The sequence below is a fragment of the Heterorhizobium halophytocola genome, assembly GCF_017873095.1.
GTDB lineage: Bacteria > Pseudomonadota > Alphaproteobacteria > Rhizobiales > Rhizobiaceae > Allorhizobium > Allorhizobium halophytocola.
Genome location: NZ_JAGGJU010000015.1, coordinates 67,488 through 84,153 on the forward strand (window position 1 = coordinate 67,488; position 16,666 = coordinate 84,153).

The window sequence follows — 16,666 nt, forward strand, 5'->3', positions numbered from 1 at the left end:
CAAAATGGCGCAACCTCCTGCAATCTCGCTGCCGAAAGGCACCTTCCAGGGACGGGACATCGGCTTTGCCCTCGGCATCGTCTCGATCCTGTGCATCCTGTTCCTGCCGATCCCGGCCTTCCTGATCGACATGGGCCTGGCGTTTTCGATCGCCTTTTCCGTCCTGATCCTGATGGTGTCGCTGTGGATCCAGCGGCCGCTCGATTTCTCCTCCTTCCCGACCGTCCTGCTGATCTCGACGATGATCCGCCTGTCGCTCAACATCGCGACGACGCGCGTCATCCTCTCGCATGGCTATGAGGGGCACGGCGCTGCCGGCAATGTCATCGCCGGGTTTTCCGGCCTCGTCATGTCGGGCGATTTCGTCATCGGTCTGATCGTCTTCATGATCCTGATCACGGTCAACTTCATCGTCATCACCAAGGGCGCCACGCGTATCGCCGAAGTCGGCGCCCGCTTCACCCTCGACGCCATCCCCGGCAAGCAGATGTCGATCGACGCCGACCTTTCGGCCGGCATCATCGACGAGAAGGAAGCCCAGCACCGCCGCAGCGAGCTCGAGCAGGAAAGCTCGTTCTTCGGCGCCATGGACGGTGCGTCCAAATTCGTCCGCGGCGATGCGATTGCCGGCCTGATCATCACCGCCATCAACATCTTCGGCGGTATCATCATCGGCTATTTCCGCCATGGCATGGCAGTCGGCGAAGCGGCCGACGTCTTCGTCAAGCTGTCGGTCGGTGACGGTATCGTCACCCAGGTTCCGGCCCTGATCGTCTCGCTCGCTGCCGGCCTTCTGGTGTCGCGTGGCGGCACGATCGGCTCGACCGACCAGGCCGTCGTCAACCAGCTTTCCGGCTATCCGCGCGCCCTGATGGTCGCCTCGGTGCTGATGGGCCTGCTGGCCCTGATGCCCGGCCTTCCGGTCGTGCCGTTCACCGTGCTCGGCGGCATCATGGCCTTCGGCAGCTGGTTCATTCCCCGCCAGCTCGCGGCCGAAAACAAGGTCAAGCGTGAGGCCGAGGAAAAGAAGGTCATCCAGAGCAAGGAGGCGGAAAAGGACTCCGTCAAGAACGTGCTGAAGACCTCCGAGATCGAGCTTGCGCTCGGCAAGCAGGTCTCCACCCGCCTGCTCGGCGCCCACCAGGAGCTCGCCTTCCGCGTCGGCAAGATGCGCAAGAAATTCGCCACCCAGTATGGTTTCGTAGTGCCGGAGATCAAGGTCAGCGACGACATATCGATCCCGGAAAAGGGCTACCAGATCCGCATCCACGGCACCACGGTCGCCTCCAACCAGCTGCGCGTCGGCGAAGTGCTGGTCGTCACCGGTTCCGGCCGCAAGCCGAGCGTGCCGGGCGACGAGATCCGCGAACCCGCCTTCGGCATGCCGGCGGTGTCGATCCTCGAAACCTTCCAGGAAGACCTGAAGCGTGAGGGTTTCCACCCGATCGACAACGTCTCGGTGGTGCTGACACACCTGTCGGAAGTCATCCGCAACAATCTGCCGCAGCTTCTCTCCTACAAGGACGTGAAGATCCTGATCGACAGGCTCGATCCCGAATACAAGAAGCTTGCCGACGAGATCTGCTCGTCGCACATGTCCTATTCGGGGCTGCAGGCAGTGTTGAAGCTGCTGCTGGCCGAGCGCGTGTCGATCCGCAACCTGCATCTGATCCTCGAAGCGGTCGCCGAACTGGCGCCGCATGTGCGCAAGACCGAGCAGATCGTCGAGCATGTGCGTGTGCGCATGAGCCAGCAGCTCTGCGGCGACCTTGCCGACAACGGCACGCTGCGCGTCCTGCGTCTCGGTCCCAAATGGGACCTGATCTTCCACCAGGCGCTGAAGCGCGACCCGAAGGGCGAGATCATCGAATTCGACATCGATCCGCGGGCACTGGAAGAATTTTCCGAGCAGGCGAGCAAGGTCATTCGCGAATTCATGGACCGCGGTCTGCCCTTCGTACTTGTCACGTCGCCCGAAACGCGTTCCTATGTGCGGATGATTATCGAGCGTCTCTTCGCCACCCTGCCTGTGCTGTCCCATGTCGAACTGGCAAAGGGCATTGAGATCAAGATCCTGGGTTCCATTTCATGATCAACGACCCCGAGGGGAGCGTTCTGGCCCTGTTCGTCGTCATCTGCCGGATCGGCGGATGCATGATGGCGATGCCGGGTCTCGCTTCCGCCAGGGTGCCGGTGCAGATCCGGCTTTTCGTTTCGGTGGCGGTCTCGCTCGCCATCCTGCCGGTCATGTGGAGCACCATCTATCCGCGCGTATCCGGCGGCGATCCGGCGATCTATGTCCAGCTGATCCTCGGCGAACTGGCGATCGGCGTGATGTTCGGCCTGATCGCCCGCTTCTATACGCTGGGCCTGCAATTTGCCGGAACGATGATCGCCATGTCGATCGGCTTTTCGGCGCCCGGCGCCGGCGACATCCTGGAAGACACGCCCGAAAGCCAGCTGACCAACATGATCAGCTTCGGCGGCCTGATGCTGCTGTTCATGATGGATTTCCATCACATCATGTTCCGCGCCATCATCGACAGCTATTCCGTCATGCCGCTCGGCGGCATGCCGGATTCGCAAAAGATGCTGATCTCGCTCACCGACACGCTGCGCGACACCTTCATGATCATGCTGCGGCTGGCGAGCCCCTTCCTGCTGTTCGGGCTGATGTTCAATGTCTCGATCGGCCTGATCAACAAGCTGGCGCCGCAGATCCCGATCTACTTCATCTCCACGCCCTATCTGCTGATGGGCGGGCTCTTCCTGCTCTATCTGTCGATCGCGGCGCTCGTCCGGCAGTTTGCCGACGCCTTCCCGTCAATCTTCCACGCGGGCGGGTGACGACATGGCCGGCAATGCCAAATCCGACAAGCTGAAACGTCTCGTCGCCGTCCAGCGGCATGTCGAGCGGATGGCCGAAAGCGACCTGGCGGCCACCACCCGCCAGCGCGACGAGGTCAGCGTCTCCATGGACAATGTGATGCTGGCGATCGGCTCGCTCGATCCGGTCCACCGGCTGTTCGCGCAAGGCTATGCCGACCGCTTCAACCGCCTCTCCAATGCCGACCTGCAGCTGGCTAATCTGCAGAAGATGCAGGAGATGAAGCTGCTGCGCGAGGGCGCCAAGGCGGACCGGTTGGAAGACAGCATGAAGGACGCCCGCGCGCACGAGCAGCGCGAGCGCGACGACGAGGCCGTACTCGACGTGGTCGACATGCGATACGCAACGCCAGCCTCCAGCAAGCTTCAAGAGCGATAGTCCTTCCACCGCAATTGGAGGACAGTTCTATGGCCATCTCTCCCCCGAGTGACCTTATATTGGACGTGGTCCGAGCCGCCGATCCGACCGACGTGGCTGCCGCGCAGGAAAAAATGAAAGCCAACCGGGCCGCCTTTGCCGCTACCAGTCTGGCAGACAAGGGCAACGGCTTCGACAATGCCGTCTCCGTCTTGAACAGTGCTGCCAGCAAGGCCAAGCTCGATCAGGCCTCGCAGGCCGATACGGGCGAGGTGCCCAAGGTCTACAAGCAGTTCGAGGCCGTCATCCTGCAGAATTTCATCAAGGAAATGCTGCCCAAGGACAGTGAGGCCGTCTACGGCAAGGGCAATGCCGGTGGCATCTGGAAGAGCATGATGGCCGAGCAGATCGGCAATGTCATGTCCGAGCGTGGCGGCGTCGGTATCGCCGACCAGATGTATTCCCAGGCCCTGGCCGCACACCGCAATGAAGGTGTCGTCTCCAGCAAGACCGACGAGGACAAACGCAACCTCGCCGTCAGCATGATTACCGATATCGAACGACGCACGTTCGGCCCATCGGCGACTGAATCAAAAGACCAATCCTAAAACAAAGAACAGTTGAGAAGATCACATGGAAATCGTCTCTAGCGACTATCGCATCCAGTCCGTTCTGGGTCGTTTGGAACGCATTATCGACAACGAGAATCAGCGGATCGGCCGGGACCCCGAATTCGACCTGAAGGTGTCCAACGCGCACAAGAGCCGCTGCCTCTATGAACTGGCCATGCTGTTTCGCGACACCGATCCGAAGGAACTGGCCAAAGGCTATATCGACCAGATGCATGGGCTGAAGAAGAAGCTGGCGCTCAACGCCCAGCGCGTCGAGGCCCATATGAATGCTGTGCGCGCCGTCGCCGATCTCCTGAAGAATGCGGTCAAGGACGCCGATGCGGACGGAACCTATTCCCAGGAACAGTTCCTCTTTTGTGAGCACTGATGATTAAGCTGCTGATTGCCGGAATCTGGGTTTGTGTCGTCACGCTGGGCGCGGTCTATTTTTCCGTGGACATGGCAACGGCGCCGGAAAAGCCAGCAGACGATGCAAACCGGCCGGCCCTTGAGCTGGTGCGGGGCGAAACGCTGACCATTCCGGTGTTTTCCAGCGACGGCGTGAAAGGCTATTTTCTCGGCCGCATCTCGTTCCAGATGGACAAGGCGAAGATGGCCGGCCAGGACCTTCCGATGAAGGAACTGATGACCGACGAACTGTTCACCCTGCTCGTCGGCAACAAGATGGTCGACCTGTCCAATACCAGCGCCTTCGATCTGCAGGGGTTTCGCGACCACCTGAAGACCGATCTGAATGCGCGGCTGGGGCAGCCTCTCATTCAGGAAGTCCTGGTCGAGCAGCTGGACTATCTGTCCAAGGAAGATATCGCCGCCAATTCGGAGGCCGGTCAGGAACGCAAGCCGCCGTTGAAGATCGCCGAGGGCGTGACGATCGACGGCGCCCAGAGTTCCGGCCACTGACCACGGCATTCCGGCACGGCCAGACCGGTTGAAATCCCTGCGAAAGCGGGGTTTTTCTCGTTCTGGCACAGGAATTTCGCCCATTCCTTGCCGGAAGGTTAAGACGATCGTTTCAAGTTGATGGTCGTCCTTAAGCGTATCGTGAAGTATGCATGCTACACCGCCCCTAGTGACGAGGTACTGGGGTGGTAACCGATGTCGAATATGACAGAGACGATGCATGATGCGCCTGTGGGGCGGCGCTGGCCGGACGGATTGCGTCTGGTCGAACAATCCTCGAGGTGGTGGTCGTGAACGCCCGGCAGCAACTTGTGGCGACCATTCCGCAGATGCCGATCTTCGGGCTTCCGGTCTATGATCTCGACTGGGAGATGGCGCTCGCCTTCATAGCAAGCGCAGTCACCCTGCCGGTCGGCCAGGTCCGGGTCGCCTTTCTCAACGCCAACAACGCCAATATCCTGCATGTCGACCGTGACTACCGCGAGATCCTGGCAGGCCAGATCGTGCTGCCCGACGGCTTCGGCATCGACCTGGCGGCCTGGGCGCTGAACGGGACGATGTTCAAGGCCAATCTGAACGGCACCGATCTCGTGCCTGCGCTGCTGACCTATATGGAAAAGCCGATGCGCATCGGCCTGATCGGCGGCAAGGGGGATGTGGTCTCGGTCACCGCCGGCCAGTTCCGGCAGCATGCGCCGTGGCACACCTTCATTCCGGTCTCCGACGGCTTCCTCAGCGAGAAGAACGCAACCGAGGTCGCTGAGCGGCTGTCGACGCTCGATCTCGACATTCTGATGGTCGGCATGGGCACGCCCTTGCAGGAAAAATGGATGGCCCGCCATATCCGGCCGGAGCATGCCCGCCTGGTGTTCGGCGTCGGCGCCCTGTTCGAGTTCGTCTCGGGCCGTGTGCCGCGCGCGCCGCCCTGGATGCGCCGCCTTCGCTTCGAATGGGCCTACCGGATGGCCTGCGAACCCGCGCGCCTGTGGCGTCGCTACATCGTCGGCATCCCGTTGTTCTTCTGGAACGTGGCGCTCTACCGTCTGTTCGGCCAGGACCGCATGGCCGGCATTCGGTCCGGTCCGCGGTAGGGCTCCGGCCCCGGGCGCATCGCGCTGAACGGCGATGCGCGATGCCCGTGCGTCAACTTTCCCTGTTGCAATCGCGCAAGTTTGACAGGATAGGACGGCCTCAGACAATGTCGGGCCGTCGACCACGTTCTAGAACACGTGTCGATACCAAGCGTGAAGCGGGAGAGTTCATGTCCAGGGTGATTGACGGAAAAGCGGTGGCTGCAACGGTCATCGACAAGGTAAAGGCGTCTTCGGCAGACCTGCAGGCGGCAGCCGGAGTAAAGCCCGGGCTGGCGGTGATCATTGTCGGCGACGATCCGGCAAGCCATGCCTATGTGGGTGCCAAGGGCCGCATGGCCAAGGAATGCGGCTTCACCTCCGTCCAGCACACGCTGCCGGCCGACACCGGTCAGGCCGAGTTGATGGCACTCGTCGCCACCCTCAACGAAGACGCCGCGATCCACGGCATCCTGGTGCAGCTGCCGCTGCCCGGGCATCTCGACAGCGATGCGGTGACCCAGGCGGTCCTGCCCGAAAAGGATGTCGACGGCCTGCATGTCGTCAATGCCGGCAAGATTGCCACCGGCGATCTCGACAGCGGGCTGCTGTCCTGCACGCCTGCCGGTTCGATGGTGCTGGTGCGCGAGATCCATGGCAAGGATCTCTCCGGTCTCAACGCGCTGGTGATCGGCCGCTCCAACCTGTTCGGCAAGCCGATGGCGTTGCTGCTGCTGGCCGCCAATGCTACCGTGACCATCGCCCATTCGCGGACCAGGGACATCGCCGCCCTTGCCCGCAATGCCGATATTCTGGTGGCCGCCGTCGGTCGTCCGCAGATGGTCAAGGCCGATTGGGTCAAGCCCGGTGCAACGATCATCGATGTCGGCATCAACCGCATCGATGCGCCGGAGAAGGGCGAGGGCAAGACGCGCCTGGTCGGCGATGTCGCCTATGACGAATGTGCTGCCGTCGCCGGCGCCATCACGCCCGTTCCGGGCGGCGTCGGACCGATGACCATTGCCATGCTGATGGCCAATACCGTGATTGCCGCATGCCGCGCCGCCGGCCGGCCGGCCCCGGCATTCTAGCACGTCCGGTAAGGACGCGTTCACCAGACGTGCCTTAGCGTATTGTTTTTGCGCATTTCCGGACGGAAAGCCGCGACGACACTTTTCTGGGAAATGCTCTGGAGCCGGGCCTCAGGCCTTCGGTGCAGGGCCGGTCGAGGCCCGCACCACCAGGTCCGCCTCCCACAATTCATGGCTCGGCAGCGAGGGCGCCGCGCCGTTGATTTGGGCGATCAGGCGCTCGGCGATCCGGGTGCCGGCGGCTCTCAGCGACGAGCGCGTCGTCGTCAGCGGCACCAGGAAGTTTTCCGGTTTCAGCAGCGGCAGCACGTCGTCATGGGCAATCAGCGACATGTCGCGGCCGAGCGTCAGCCCGGCGCGGTTGAGCGCCCGCACCGCGCCGAGCGCGATGACCGTCGAGCAGCACAGGACCGCAGTCGGCCGCTGCGGCGCCTGCAGCAACCGAGTCATGGCGCTTGCCCCCATTTCGTCCGTCATCGCGCCGTGCATATCGAAGGCCAGATCCAGCGCCAGCCCGCGTTCGGCCAGAGCGTCGATCAGGCCCTGGCGCCTGCGGATGGCGAAGTCGTATTCGGAAGGCCCGTTCAGCAGCGCCACGCGCGTATGCCCGAGGTCGAGCAGCAGCCTGGCCGCCCGGTAGAAGGCGCCGTGATTGTCGACGTCGAGATAGGGATAGTCGACATCCACGCCGGTCGCCCGGCCGTGCACGACGAAGGGCATGTCGAGCGACAGCGCCAGCGCGATCCGCGGATCGTTGCGCCGCATATAAGCAAGATAATAGCCGTCGACATGACCGCTCGCCGCCATCCAGCGCATCGCCTGCGCCTCGTCCTCGCCATGCGCCGGCATGATGACGAAATGGAAGTCGTGGCGCAGCGCCTCCTCGGCAAGACCGAGCTGGAACTCGCCGAAATGGACGTCGGAGGTCTGGCCGGGCTTGGTCGGGATCACCAGGCCGATCGAGCCGGACTTGCCGGTCGCCAGCCGGCGTGCCGCGCGGTTCGGGCGGTAGCCGGTCTCGTCAGCGGCCAGCCTGACCCGCCGGCGGGTCTCTTCGCTCACCTCCGGATAGCCGTTCAATGCCCGGCTGATCGTCGTCTGCGACAGGCCGAGCAATTCCGATAATTGTCTAAGATTCACAGGTCCTGCTATCTCCGCTGTCGGCAGAGCTCCTCCAAGCGCCTCCCAAAGCGCTATGGATACTGCATATGGTGGCGTTGAAACAGCCTTAAATGTGACCGGCTGTTGACGGCATGCGAGCAATTGCTGTTCGAATGAGCAAAAAACCACCGAGCGCTGGTTGTATAATCCTCTTGACTCTGTTTTCCGATCAATGGGAAACAACTGTGTCAAAGCGCTTTGGGCGCGCCGGCCTGTTTCAGGTCGCGGTGTGCCGATATGATCGCAGAAAAATGTGATGGGAGGTAAATCACATGAAAAAGGCATTTTTCCTGAGCGTCGCGGGTGCAGCGCTGCTGGCAGGGGCGGCGCATGCCGCCGACCTGAAATTCAAGCCGGGCGAAGACAGCAAGTTCCATTGGGACAGCTATGAAGAGCTGAAGAAGACCGACCTGAAGGGTGAGCAGCTGACCATTTTCGGTCCCTGGCTCGGCCCCGACCAGGAACTGGTCGAAAGCGTGCTTGCCTATTTCCAGGAAGCCACCGGCGCCGATGTCCGCTACACCGGTTCCGACAGTTTCGAGCAGCAGGTGGTCGTCGATCTCGAAGCCGGCTCGGCCCCGAACATCTCCATCTTTCCCCAGCCGGGCCTGGCGTCCGACATGGCCAAGCGTGGCTTCCTGACGCCGCTCGGCGACGAGACCGCAGCATGGCTGAAGGAGAACTACGCGGCCGGCCAGTCCTGGGCCGATCTCGGCACCTATGCGGGCAAGGACGGCACCAAGGCCTTCTACGGCTTCCCCTACAAGGCGGACGTCAAGTCGCTGGTCTGGTATGTGCCGGAAAACTTCGAGGATGCCGGCTATGAAGTGCCGGAAACCATGGAAGACCTGAAGGCGCTGACCGAGAAGATCGTCGCCGACGGCGGTACGCCCTGGTGCATCGGTCTGGGTTCAGGTGCCGCCACCGGCTGGCCCGCGACCGACTGGGTCGAGGACATGATGCTGCGCACCGCATCGCCGGAAGACTACGACAAATGGGTCAAGAACGAGATGAAGTTCGATGACCCGATCGTCATCAACGCCATCAACGAATTCGGCTGGTTCGCCAAGAACGACAAGTTCGTCGCCGGCGGTCCGGGGGCTGTCGCCTCCACCGATTTCCGCGACAGCCCCAAGGGCCTGTTCTCCTCGCCGCCGCAGTGCTACCTGCACCACCAGGCGTCGTTCATTCCCTCCTTCTTCCCCAAGGACGTGCTGGTCGGCGAAGACGTCGATTTCTTCTACATGCCGGCCTATGCCGACAAGGATCTCGGCAAGCCGGTTCTGGGGGCCGGCACGACGTTTACCATCACCAAGGACAGCAAGGCGGCCGAAGCCTTCATCAAGTTCCTGGAAACGCCGATCGCGCATGAGATCTGGATGGCCCAGAAGGGCTTCCTGACCCCCTACAAGGGGGCCAACACGGAGGTCTTCACCGACCCGACCGTGCGCAAGATGAACGACATCCTGCTCAATGCCACGACCTTCCGCTTCGACGGATCCGACCTGATGCCCGGTGCCATCGGCGCCGGCGCCTTCTGGACCGGCATGGTCGATTACGTCGGCGGCAAGTCGGCCGAACAGGTCGGTGCCCAGATCCAGAAGGCCTGGGACGGCATCAAGTAGGACCGGGCCGAAGCTCGATTCAACGGTTTCGATCGCCCGGGGACACGCTCCGGGCGGTCGCGAAAAGACAGGCCACATGTCGATAACGACCAAGAACAAGGGCCTGGTGGAGGGAGCGCATGAATCCGGCAATTCAGGCTGTGATCACCATCGTCATCGGTGTCGGCGGCTGTATCGGCTATTTCTATCTGTCGAACCTCGTTCTCGACCGCGTCCTGTTCAGGGCCGACGGACCGAATGCCGGGCGAAACATCAACCGCGCGAACATGATCCGTCCCTGGCTGTTCCTGTTTCCGGCCATCGTCGCGCTCGGGCTTTATCTCGCCTATCCGGTCGTCGCCACGCTGTGGCTGTCGGTGACGACCCGCAGCGGCGCCTTTATCGGGCTCGAAAACTACAGTCGCATGGCCGGCGAGGCGAAGTTCTGGGAAGCGCTTCGCAACAACATGTTGTGGCTGATCATCGTGCCGGCGGCCTCCACCGCCTGCGGGCTTCTGGCCGCCCAGCTGACCGACCGCATTTCCTGGGGCAGCATCGCCAAATCGCTGATCTTCATGCCGATGGCGATCTCCTTCGTCGGCGCTTCCGTCATTTTCAAGCTGGTCTATGATGCCCGGCCCGAGGGCCAGGAACAGATCGGCATCCTGAACGCCATGTGGCTGTCCTTCGATGGCGGGGCAGGCTCCTTCCTGGTGCTGAAGCTGGTGCCGGTGCTTCTGCTGCTGATCTTCGCCGCGCTGATGGTCTATGCGATCTACAGCCTGATGATGCCGCTGGTCGCCGGCGGCCCGCGCCCGCTGCAGCGACCTGTCTGGATGAAGGCGCTGCGGGTCTTTGGTGCGCTCTTCGCGCTCTGGCTGCTGTTCCTGTCCCTGCGCTCCGGCCTGGGCGTGCTGACGGCCGATCTGCCCTATGGCCAGCCGCAGAACTGGCTGACCATTCCGTTCTGGAACAACCTGCTCTTGATGGTGGTGCTGATCTGGATCCAGACCGGCTTTGCCATGGTCATCCTGTCGGCCGCCATTCGCGGCATCCCGGAAGAGACCATCGAGGCCGCGGTCATCGACGGTGCCAACCCGTTCCAGATCTTCTTCAAGATCAAGGTGCCGCAGATCATGGGGACCGTGGTGGTCGTCTGGACGACGATCACGCTGGTCGTGCTGAAGATCTTCGACATCGTCTTTGCCATGACCAACGGCCAGTGGCAGACCCAGGTTCTGGCCAACTACATGTATTCCAAGCTGTTCGTCGCCGGCGACTGGGGCGTGGGCTCCGCCGCCGCCATCGTCATCATGCTGCTGGTGCTGCCGATCCTTGTCTGGAACGTCTACAGCGCCCGCAAGGAAATGCGCTGAGGAGGGCGAACCATGGCCAATGTCGCAGGCAAGAAATCCGGTCTGGTCTGGGCCGTCCACCTTTCGGTGCTGGTGCTGGTCATCCTGTGGCTGACACCGACGCTCGGTCTGTTCATCTCGTCCTTCCGCACCGCCGACCAGATTTCGGCCAGCGGCTGGTGGAAGGCGCTGTTCTCGCAGGAACAGAACATGGTGCTGCGCACCGGCGACCCCTCGACCCAGAAGCAGGAGGGTGACCTCTATGTGATTGAGGGCAATGTCTTCGAAGAGGATGGATCGACCGCCAGTTCGGCGATTTCCGCCTGGGGCACATCCTCGCTGAAGATTTCGGAATATGAGCCGGGCCAGACGGCCGAGCTCAAGGATGGTGCGCGCCTGACGGTCGAGGACGATGGCGCCTATCGCTACGAGAGCCCGACAGAGTTCAAGGGGCGGCGCGGCGACCGCGTCTTCGTCACGGCGGAAACGCCGCCGGAGTTCACGTTTGCCAATTACCGCACCGTGCTGTTGTCCGGCTCGACCACCGATTCCATGGCGAAAGCCTTCTTCAACACGCTGACGGTCACCATTCCCGCCACCATCATTCCGATCCTGGTCGCGGCCTTTGCCGCCTATGCGCTGGCCTGGATGCGCTTTCCCGGACGCGCGATCCTGATTGCCATCGTCGTGGCGCTGCTGGTCGTGCCGCTGCAGCTGGCGCTGATCCCGTTGCTGCGCCTGCATCTGGCGATCGGCATCGGCAAGGGCTATCTCGGCGTCTGGCTTGCCCATACCGGCTTCGGCCTGCCGCTCGCCATCTATCTGCTGCGCAATTACATGGTCGGCCTGCCGCGCGACATCATCGAAGGCGCCAAGGTCGATGGCGCCACCGATTTCCAGATCTTCACCCGCATCGTGCTGCCGCTCTCCTTCCCGGCGCTCGCCTCGTTTGCCATCTTCCAGTTTCTCTGGACCTGGAACGATCTTCTGGTCGCCAAGGTCTTCCTGATCGACGCGACCGGCGACACGACGGTGATGACCAACCAGATCGTCGAGCTTCTGGGCACCCGCGGCGGCAACTGGGAAATTCTGGCGACGGCCGCCTTCGTTTCGATCGCGGTGCCGCTCGCCGTCTTCTTCGCCATGCAGCGCTATCTTGTCCGCGGCCTGCTGGCCGGCTCGGTCAAGGGCGGCTGACATGGCATGCCAAAGCAATCAACAGGATGACATCATATGACTGCAGTGTCTGAAAACGTCGGCGTCGTGGACAAGGACTGGTGGCGCGGTGCGGTGATCTACCAGATCTACCCCCGGTCCTATCAGGACTCCAACGGCGACGGCATCGGCGACCTGAAGGGCATCAGCGCCCGGCTTCCACATATTCAGGCGCTCGGTGCCGACGCGATCTGGATCTCGCCGTTCTTCAAGTCGCCGATGAAGGATTTCGGCTACGATGTCTCCGACTACTGCGATGTCGATCCGATGTTCGGTTCGCTGTCGGATTTCGACGGCATGATCGCCGAGGCGCACCGGCTGAACGTCAAGGTGATGATCGACCTGGTGATGTCCCACACTTCCAGCCAGCATGACTGGTTCGTCGAGAGCCGCTCCAGCCGGGACAATGCCAAGGCCGACTGGTATGTCTGGGCCGACGCCAGGCCGGATGGCGCCCCGCCGAACAACTGGCTGTCGATCTTCGGCGGTTCGGCTTGGCAGTGGGACCCGACCCGCATGCAGTATTACCTGCACAACTTCCTGACCTCGCAGCCGGACCTCAATCTGCACAATCCCGAGGTCCAGGACCGGCTGCTGGAGGTCGTCCGCTTCTGGCTGAAGCGCGGCGTCGACGGCTTCCGCCTCGACACCATCAATTTCTATTTCCACGACCAGCAGCTGCGCGACAATCCGGCGCTTGCGCCCGAGCGGCGCAATGCTGCCACCGCACCGGCGGTGAACCCCTATAATTTCCAGGAGCATATCTACGACAAGAACCGGCCGGAAAATCTCGAATTCCTCAAGCGCTTCCGTGCCGTGCTGGAAGAATTTCCGGCGATTGCCGCGGTCGGCGAAGTGGGCGACAGCCAGCGCGGCCTGGAGATCGTCGGCGAATATACCTCCGGCGGCGACAAGATGCAGATGTGCTACGCCTTCGAGTTTCTGGCTCCCGATGCGCTGACGCCGGAACGGGTGATCGAGACGCAGAAGGCGTTTTCGCAGGCCGCCCCCGAGGGGTGGGCCTGCTGGGCCTTTTCCAACCATGATGTGGTGCGCCATCTCAGCCGCTGGGGGCTCGACGTCGTCGATCGCGACGCCCATGCCAAGCAGCTGGCCGCCATCCTGCTCACCCAGCGCGGCTCGGTCTGCATCTACCAGGGCGAGGAACTCGGCCTGACGGAAGCCGACATCGCCTTCGAGGACCTGCAGGATCCCTATGGCATCGAGTTCTGGCCGGAGTTCAAGGGCCGCGATGGTTGCCGCACGCCGATGGTCTGGGACAGCCGCACGGCGCAGGCCGGCTTCTCGACCTCGGAAAAGACCTGGCTGCCGATCCCGGTCGAGCATGTGATCCGGGCCGTCGACACCCAGGAGGGCGACGCGCATTCGGTGCTCGAGCAGTATCGCCGCTTCCTCGCCTTCCGGCGCGAACATCCGGCGCTCGCCAAGGGCGCGATGGAGACGGAACCGGTGCAGGGCTCGGCGCTCCTCTATCGGCGCATTCTCGGCAACGAGACGGTACTCTGCGTCTTCAACATGTCGCAGGCCGATGTCGCGATCGCTCTGCCGGACGGCAACTGGCAGGCGCTCGACGGGCACGGTTTCGACAGCCATTTTGAAAACAATGAACTGAAGCTTCCGGCCTGGGGCGCGTATTTCGCGCGGCTGGCCTGAAACAGGGAGGGAAGTCGATGACGGGTCTCGTACTGAAAGACATCCGCAAGAGCTACGGCCAGGTCAAGGTCATCCATGGCATCGACCTGGAGATCCAGCAGGGCGAATTCATCGTCTTCGTCGGTCCCTCCGGCTGCGGCAAGTCCACGCTGTTGCGGATGATCGCCGGGCTGGAGGATATCACCGGTGGCGAGATGTGGATCGACGACCTGAAGGTCAATGACGTGCCGCCCTCCAAGCGCGGCATCGCCATGGTCTTCCAGTCCTATGCGCTCTACCCGCATATGACCGTCTACGACAACATGGCCTTCGGCATGCGTATTGCCGGCGAGAGCAAGGAAGAGATCGATCGCCGGGTCAATTCCGCCGCCGCCATCCTGCAGCTCGAACCCTATCTCGACCGTCTGCCCAAGGCCCTGTCGGGCGGCCAGCGCCAGCGCGTCGCGATCGGCCGCGCCATCTGCCGGGATCCCAAGGTCTTCCTGTTCGATGAGCCGCTCTCCAACCTCGACGCTGCCCTTCGCGTCGCAACCCGCATCGAGATCGCCAAGCTCAACGAGCAGATGGCAGACACGACGATGATCTACGTCACCCATGACCAGGTCGAGGCGATGACGCTGGCCGACCGGATCGTGGTGCTGTCGGCCGGCCGGATCGAGCAGGTCGGCCCGCCGCTCGAACTCTATGAGCGGCCCGCCAACCTGTTCGTTGCCCGCTTCATCGGCTCGCCGGCGATGAACATCCTGCCAGTGACGATCGAGGCGGCCGGCGGGAAGACGCAGGTGAAGCTTGCCGACGGCAGCACGGTGACGATGGATATTGCCACCGACCCGCAGGAGATCGGCAAATCCGCCAGTTTCGGCGTGCGCCCGGAGGACCTGACGATCGCGACCGGCGAGGCGTCGCTGTTCGAAGGCGTCGTCGAGATCGTCGAGCAACTCGGTGAAGTCACCATGCTTTACGTCAAGGGACCGGTGGAAGACGAGCCGATCGTGGTGAAGCTGCCGGGGATCATCAAGGTGACGAAGGGCGAGACGGTGAAATTTGCCGCCGATATCGACCGTTTGCACCTTTTCGACGCGGACGGGAAGAGCTACCAGAGATAGCTGATTTGCGAGGTCCTAATTTACCCCGTGAAAATGGGGTATTCTGATCTTTAGCACTCGCAATCGAACCATCTGTTAAATTTCAGGCGGTAGGCTGTGTGCTAAATAGAACGGAGGGTTGAGCATCAGATGTCGGGGCTGAGCGGGGGGCATTTCCTGAAGCGCGAAGAGTCGTTCATGTATGATCGGGAAAACCGGTTCCGCATGGAAGAGACGATGAATGCCGGGCGTATCGAATTCACCGAGAAGGGCATGAGCCATATGGCGGCGCGGCGTTGCGACGTTATCGGCATTTCCCGCAGTGGTGCCATGCTCTCGCTCCTGACGCAGTTCAACCTGCCGCAGCAATTCTATCTCGACATTCCCGACGCCCGTATCGCCAAGATCGGCAGCGTGGTGCTCAAGAGCTTCGCCAACAATACCGTCCAGATCCGCTTTCTGCGGCTGATAACCCAGAAGGAACTGGACCGGATCTTCGTCTTCTCGACCCATCCTGCCCATCGCGACCGGGTTCTCGACGTCCGGACCTGGTAGCGTCAACAGTCAAACCCGTCCTGACCCAGGACCCGCATCTTGAAGGATACCAGCGGCGCTCCCTGGGATCTTGTGCATTGCAGTGCCGATGGGGGGCCGGAAACGGCCTTGCGGCACTGTATAGAAGCCGGCGCACCGGGGGGTGGCGCCGGCTTCGCCTTTTCCGATTGAAATATCGGGGCCGCCCGTCGCATGATCCGATCTCGATCCAGCATGTGAGGAGAGCAAGATGTCCGACACCAAGGTTGCCGTTATCACCGCAGGCGGAAGCGGCATGGGGGCGGCCGCTGCCCGACGCCTCGCCGCCGATGGCTTCACGGTCGCGATCCTGTCCTCCTCCGGCAAGGGCGAGGTGCTGGCAGGCGAACTCGGCGGCATCGGCGTCACCGGTTCCAACCAGTCGAACGACGACCTGAAACGGCTGGTCGACCGGACCATGGATCGCTTCGGCCGGATCGATGTGCTCGTCAATAGCGCCGGCCATGGCCCCCGCGCGCCGGTCCTGGAGATCACCGACGAGGACTGGCACAAGGGCATGGACGTCTATCTGCTGAACGTCGTCAGGCCGACGCGGCTGATCGCCCCGATCATGATCGGCCAGAAGCAGGGCTCGATCGTCAATATCTCGACGGCCTGGGCTTTCGAGCCGGCAGCGATGTTTCCGACCTCGGCCGTCTTCCGGGCCGGGCTTGCCGCCTATACCAAGCTGTTTGCCGACGCCCATGCCGGCGACAATGTGCGGATGAACAATGTGCTGCCCGGCTGGATCGACAGCCTGCCGGAGCTGGGCGAACGTCGCGACCAGGTGCCCATGGGCCGCTACGGAACCTCGCAGGAGATCGCCGCGACCATCGCTTTTCTCTGTTCGCATGGGGCCGGCTATATCACCGGACAGAACCTGAAGGTGGACGGCGGGTTGATGCGCGGCGTCTGAGCGGGCGCGGCGCGGCCTGCCTTCCCTGGACGGGCATTTCCGCCGCCAGAGTTTGGGCTAAGTGTTTTACAGGTGAATTTCAAGAGGTTGCTGTCTTTGTAGCGTCGCCGCCAAACAGCGGTGGCGAACGCGTCTGTAAAGACTTT

General features: G+C 62.4%; 16 protein-coding genes. 15 read left to right on the top strand and 1 reads right to left on the bottom strand.

The window, feature by feature from the left end; all coding sequences use genetic code 11:
- The first annotated feature begins 4 nt into the window (after positions 1 to 4).
- The 8 genes from flhA (at position 5) to folD (ending at position 6,937) form a co-directional block, all read left to right on the top strand.
- Positions 5 to 2,092 carry a flagellar biosynthesis protein FlhA gene (flhA, locus tag J2Z17_RS22780; RefSeq protein WP_209948677.1) on the top strand — a complete coding sequence of 696 codons (2,088 nt, stop codon included), beginning with the start codon at positions 5 to 7 and terminating at the stop codon, positions 2,090 to 2,092.
- The gene (fliR, locus tag J2Z17_RS22785; protein ID WP_209948679.1) at positions 2,089 to 2,847 is read left to right on the top strand and encodes a flagellar biosynthetic protein FliR; all 759 of its coding nucleotides are present in this window, start codon (positions 2,089 to 2,091) and stop codon (positions 2,845 to 2,847) included. Before flhA ends, fliR begins: the two co-directional genes overlap by 4 nt.
- 4 nt (positions 2,848 to 2,851) lie before the next feature.
- Entirely contained in the window at positions 2,852 to 3,265 is a 414-nt protein-coding gene (locus tag J2Z17_RS22790; protein WP_209948681.1) for a hypothetical protein, read from the top strand.
- A 29-nt stretch (positions 3,266 to 3,294) separates the two neighbouring features.
- The gene (locus J2Z17_RS22795) at positions 3,295 to 3,852 is read left to right on the top strand and encodes a rod-binding protein (RefSeq protein ID WP_209948684.1); all 558 of its coding nucleotides are present in this window, start codon (positions 3,295 to 3,297) and stop codon (positions 3,850 to 3,852) included.
- Positions 3,853 to 3,877: 25 nt separating this feature from the next.
- Positions 3,878 to 4,243, top strand: coding sequence for a hypothetical protein (locus J2Z17_RS22800; RefSeq protein WP_209948686.1), 366 nt, complete (start codon positions 3,878 to 3,880; stop codon positions 4,241 to 4,243).
- Positions 4,243 to 4,776 (top strand): hypothetical protein, encoded by a 534-nt coding sequence (locus J2Z17_RS22805; protein WP_209948688.1) that lies wholly within the window; start codon positions 4,243 to 4,245, stop codon positions 4,774 to 4,776. Before J2Z17_RS22800 ends, J2Z17_RS22805 begins: the two co-directional genes overlap by 1 nt.
- A 290-nt stretch (positions 4,777 to 5,066) precedes the next feature.
- Positions 5,067 to 5,867, top strand: a complete 801-nt coding sequence (locus J2Z17_RS22810; RefSeq protein WP_342454451.1) for a WecB/TagA/CpsF family glycosyltransferase — start codon at positions 5,067 to 5,069, stop codon at positions 5,865 to 5,867.
- Positions 5,868 to 6,037: 170 nt separating this feature from the next.
- Positions 6,038 to 6,937 (top strand): bifunctional methylenetetrahydrofolate dehydrogenase/methenyltetrahydrofolate cyclohydrolase FolD, encoded by a 900-nt coding sequence (folD, locus tag J2Z17_RS22815; protein WP_209948690.1) that lies wholly within the window; start codon positions 6,038 to 6,040, stop codon positions 6,935 to 6,937.
- Positions 6,938 to 7,048: 111 nt separating this feature from the next.
- On the opposite strand, the gene J2Z17_RS22820 is transcribed toward folD, so the two are convergent.
- Entirely contained in the window at positions 7,049 to 8,077 is a 1,029-nt protein-coding gene (locus J2Z17_RS22820) for a LacI family DNA-binding transcriptional regulator (RefSeq protein ID WP_209948692.1), read from the bottom strand.
- Positions 8,078 to 8,370: 293 nt separating this feature from the next.
- On the opposite strand from J2Z17_RS22820, the gene J2Z17_RS22825 reads away from it, so the two are divergent.
- The 7 genes from J2Z17_RS22825 to J2Z17_RS22855 all read left to right on the top strand — a co-directional run bounded on the left by J2Z17_RS22825 (position 8,371) and on the right by J2Z17_RS22855 (position 16,520).
- On the top strand, positions 8,371 to 9,723 hold the full coding sequence (locus J2Z17_RS22825; protein ID WP_209948695.1) for an ABC transporter substrate-binding protein: 1,353 nt from the start codon (positions 8,371 to 8,373) through the stop codon (positions 9,721 to 9,723).
- A gap of 119 nt (positions 9,724 to 9,842) precedes the next feature.
- Positions 9,843 to 11,078 carry a carbohydrate ABC transporter permease gene (locus J2Z17_RS22830; protein ID WP_209948697.1) on the top strand — a complete coding sequence of 412 codons (1,236 nt, stop codon included), beginning with the start codon at positions 9,843 to 9,845 and terminating at the stop codon, positions 11,076 to 11,078.
- A gap of 12 nt (positions 11,079 to 11,090) precedes the next feature.
- Positions 11,091 to 12,254 (top strand): carbohydrate ABC transporter permease, encoded by a 1,164-nt coding sequence (locus J2Z17_RS22835; protein ID WP_209948699.1) that lies wholly within the window; start codon positions 11,091 to 11,093, stop codon positions 12,252 to 12,254.
- A 36-nt stretch (positions 12,255 to 12,290) separates the two neighbouring features.
- A complete protein-coding gene (bglA, locus tag J2Z17_RS22840) occupies positions 12,291 to 13,946 on the top strand; it encodes a beta-galactosidase BglA (RefSeq protein WP_209948701.1) in 1,656 nt (551 codons plus the stop codon).
- A 17-nt stretch (positions 13,947 to 13,963) separates the two neighbouring features.
- Positions 13,964 to 15,052, top strand: a complete 1,089-nt coding sequence (locus J2Z17_RS22845) for an ABC transporter ATP-binding protein (protein WP_209948703.1) — start codon at positions 13,964 to 13,966, stop codon at positions 15,050 to 15,052.
- A gap of 129 nt (positions 15,053 to 15,181) precedes the next feature.
- Entirely contained in the window at positions 15,182 to 15,586 is a 405-nt protein-coding gene (locus J2Z17_RS22850; protein WP_209948705.1) for a hypothetical protein, read from the top strand.
- 229 nt (positions 15,587 to 15,815) lie between these two features.
- A complete protein-coding gene (locus J2Z17_RS22855; RefSeq protein WP_209948707.1) occupies positions 15,816 to 16,520 on the top strand; it encodes an SDR family oxidoreductase in 705 nt (234 codons plus the stop codon).
- Positions 16,521 to 16,666 lie beyond the last annotated feature (146 nt).

Bases quoted from the DNA above. Each gene is read 5' to 3' on its own strand.
- flhA (WP_209948677.1), top strand. From the start codon at position 5: ATGGCGCAACCTCCTGCAATCTCGCTGCCGAAAGGCACCTTCCAGGGA.
- fliR (WP_209948679.1), top strand. From the start codon at position 2,089: ATGATCAACGACCCCGAGGGGAGCGTTCTGGCCCTGTTCGTCGTCATC.
- J2Z17_RS22790 (WP_209948681.1), top strand. From the start codon at position 2,852: ATGGCCGGCAATGCCAAATCCGACAAGCTGAAACGTCTCGTCGCCGTC.
- J2Z17_RS22795 (WP_209948684.1), top strand. From the start codon at position 3,295: ATGGCCATCTCTCCCCCGAGTGACCTTATATTGGACGTGGTCCGAGCC.
- J2Z17_RS22800 (WP_209948686.1), top strand. From the start codon at position 3,878: ATGGAAATCGTCTCTAGCGACTATCGCATCCAGTCCGTTCTGGGTCGT.
- J2Z17_RS22805 (WP_209948688.1), top strand. From the start codon at position 4,243: ATGATTAAGCTGCTGATTGCCGGAATCTGGGTTTGTGTCGTCACGCTG.
- folD (WP_209948690.1), top strand. From the start codon at position 6,038: ATGTCCAGGGTGATTGACGGAAAAGCGGTGGCTGCAACGGTCATCGAC.
- J2Z17_RS22825 (WP_209948695.1), top strand. From the start codon at position 8,371: ATGAAAAAGGCATTTTTCCTGAGCGTCGCGGGTGCAGCGCTGCTGGCA.
- J2Z17_RS22830 (WP_209948697.1), top strand. From the start codon at position 9,843: ATGAATCCGGCAATTCAGGCTGTGATCACCATCGTCATCGGTGTCGGC.
- J2Z17_RS22835 (WP_209948699.1), top strand. From the start codon at position 11,091: ATGGCCAATGTCGCAGGCAAGAAATCCGGTCTGGTCTGGGCCGTCCAC.
- bglA (WP_209948701.1), top strand. From the start codon at position 12,291: ATGACTGCAGTGTCTGAAAACGTCGGCGTCGTGGACAAGGACTGGTGG.
- J2Z17_RS22845 (WP_209948703.1), top strand. From the start codon at position 13,964: ATGACGGGTCTCGTACTGAAAGACATCCGCAAGAGCTACGGCCAGGTC.
- J2Z17_RS22850 (WP_209948705.1), top strand. From the start codon at position 15,182: ATGTCGGGGCTGAGCGGGGGGCATTTCCTGAAGCGCGAAGAGTCGTTC.
- J2Z17_RS22855 (WP_209948707.1), top strand. From the start codon at position 15,816: ATGTCCGACACCAAGGTTGCCGTTATCACCGCAGGCGGAAGCGGCATG.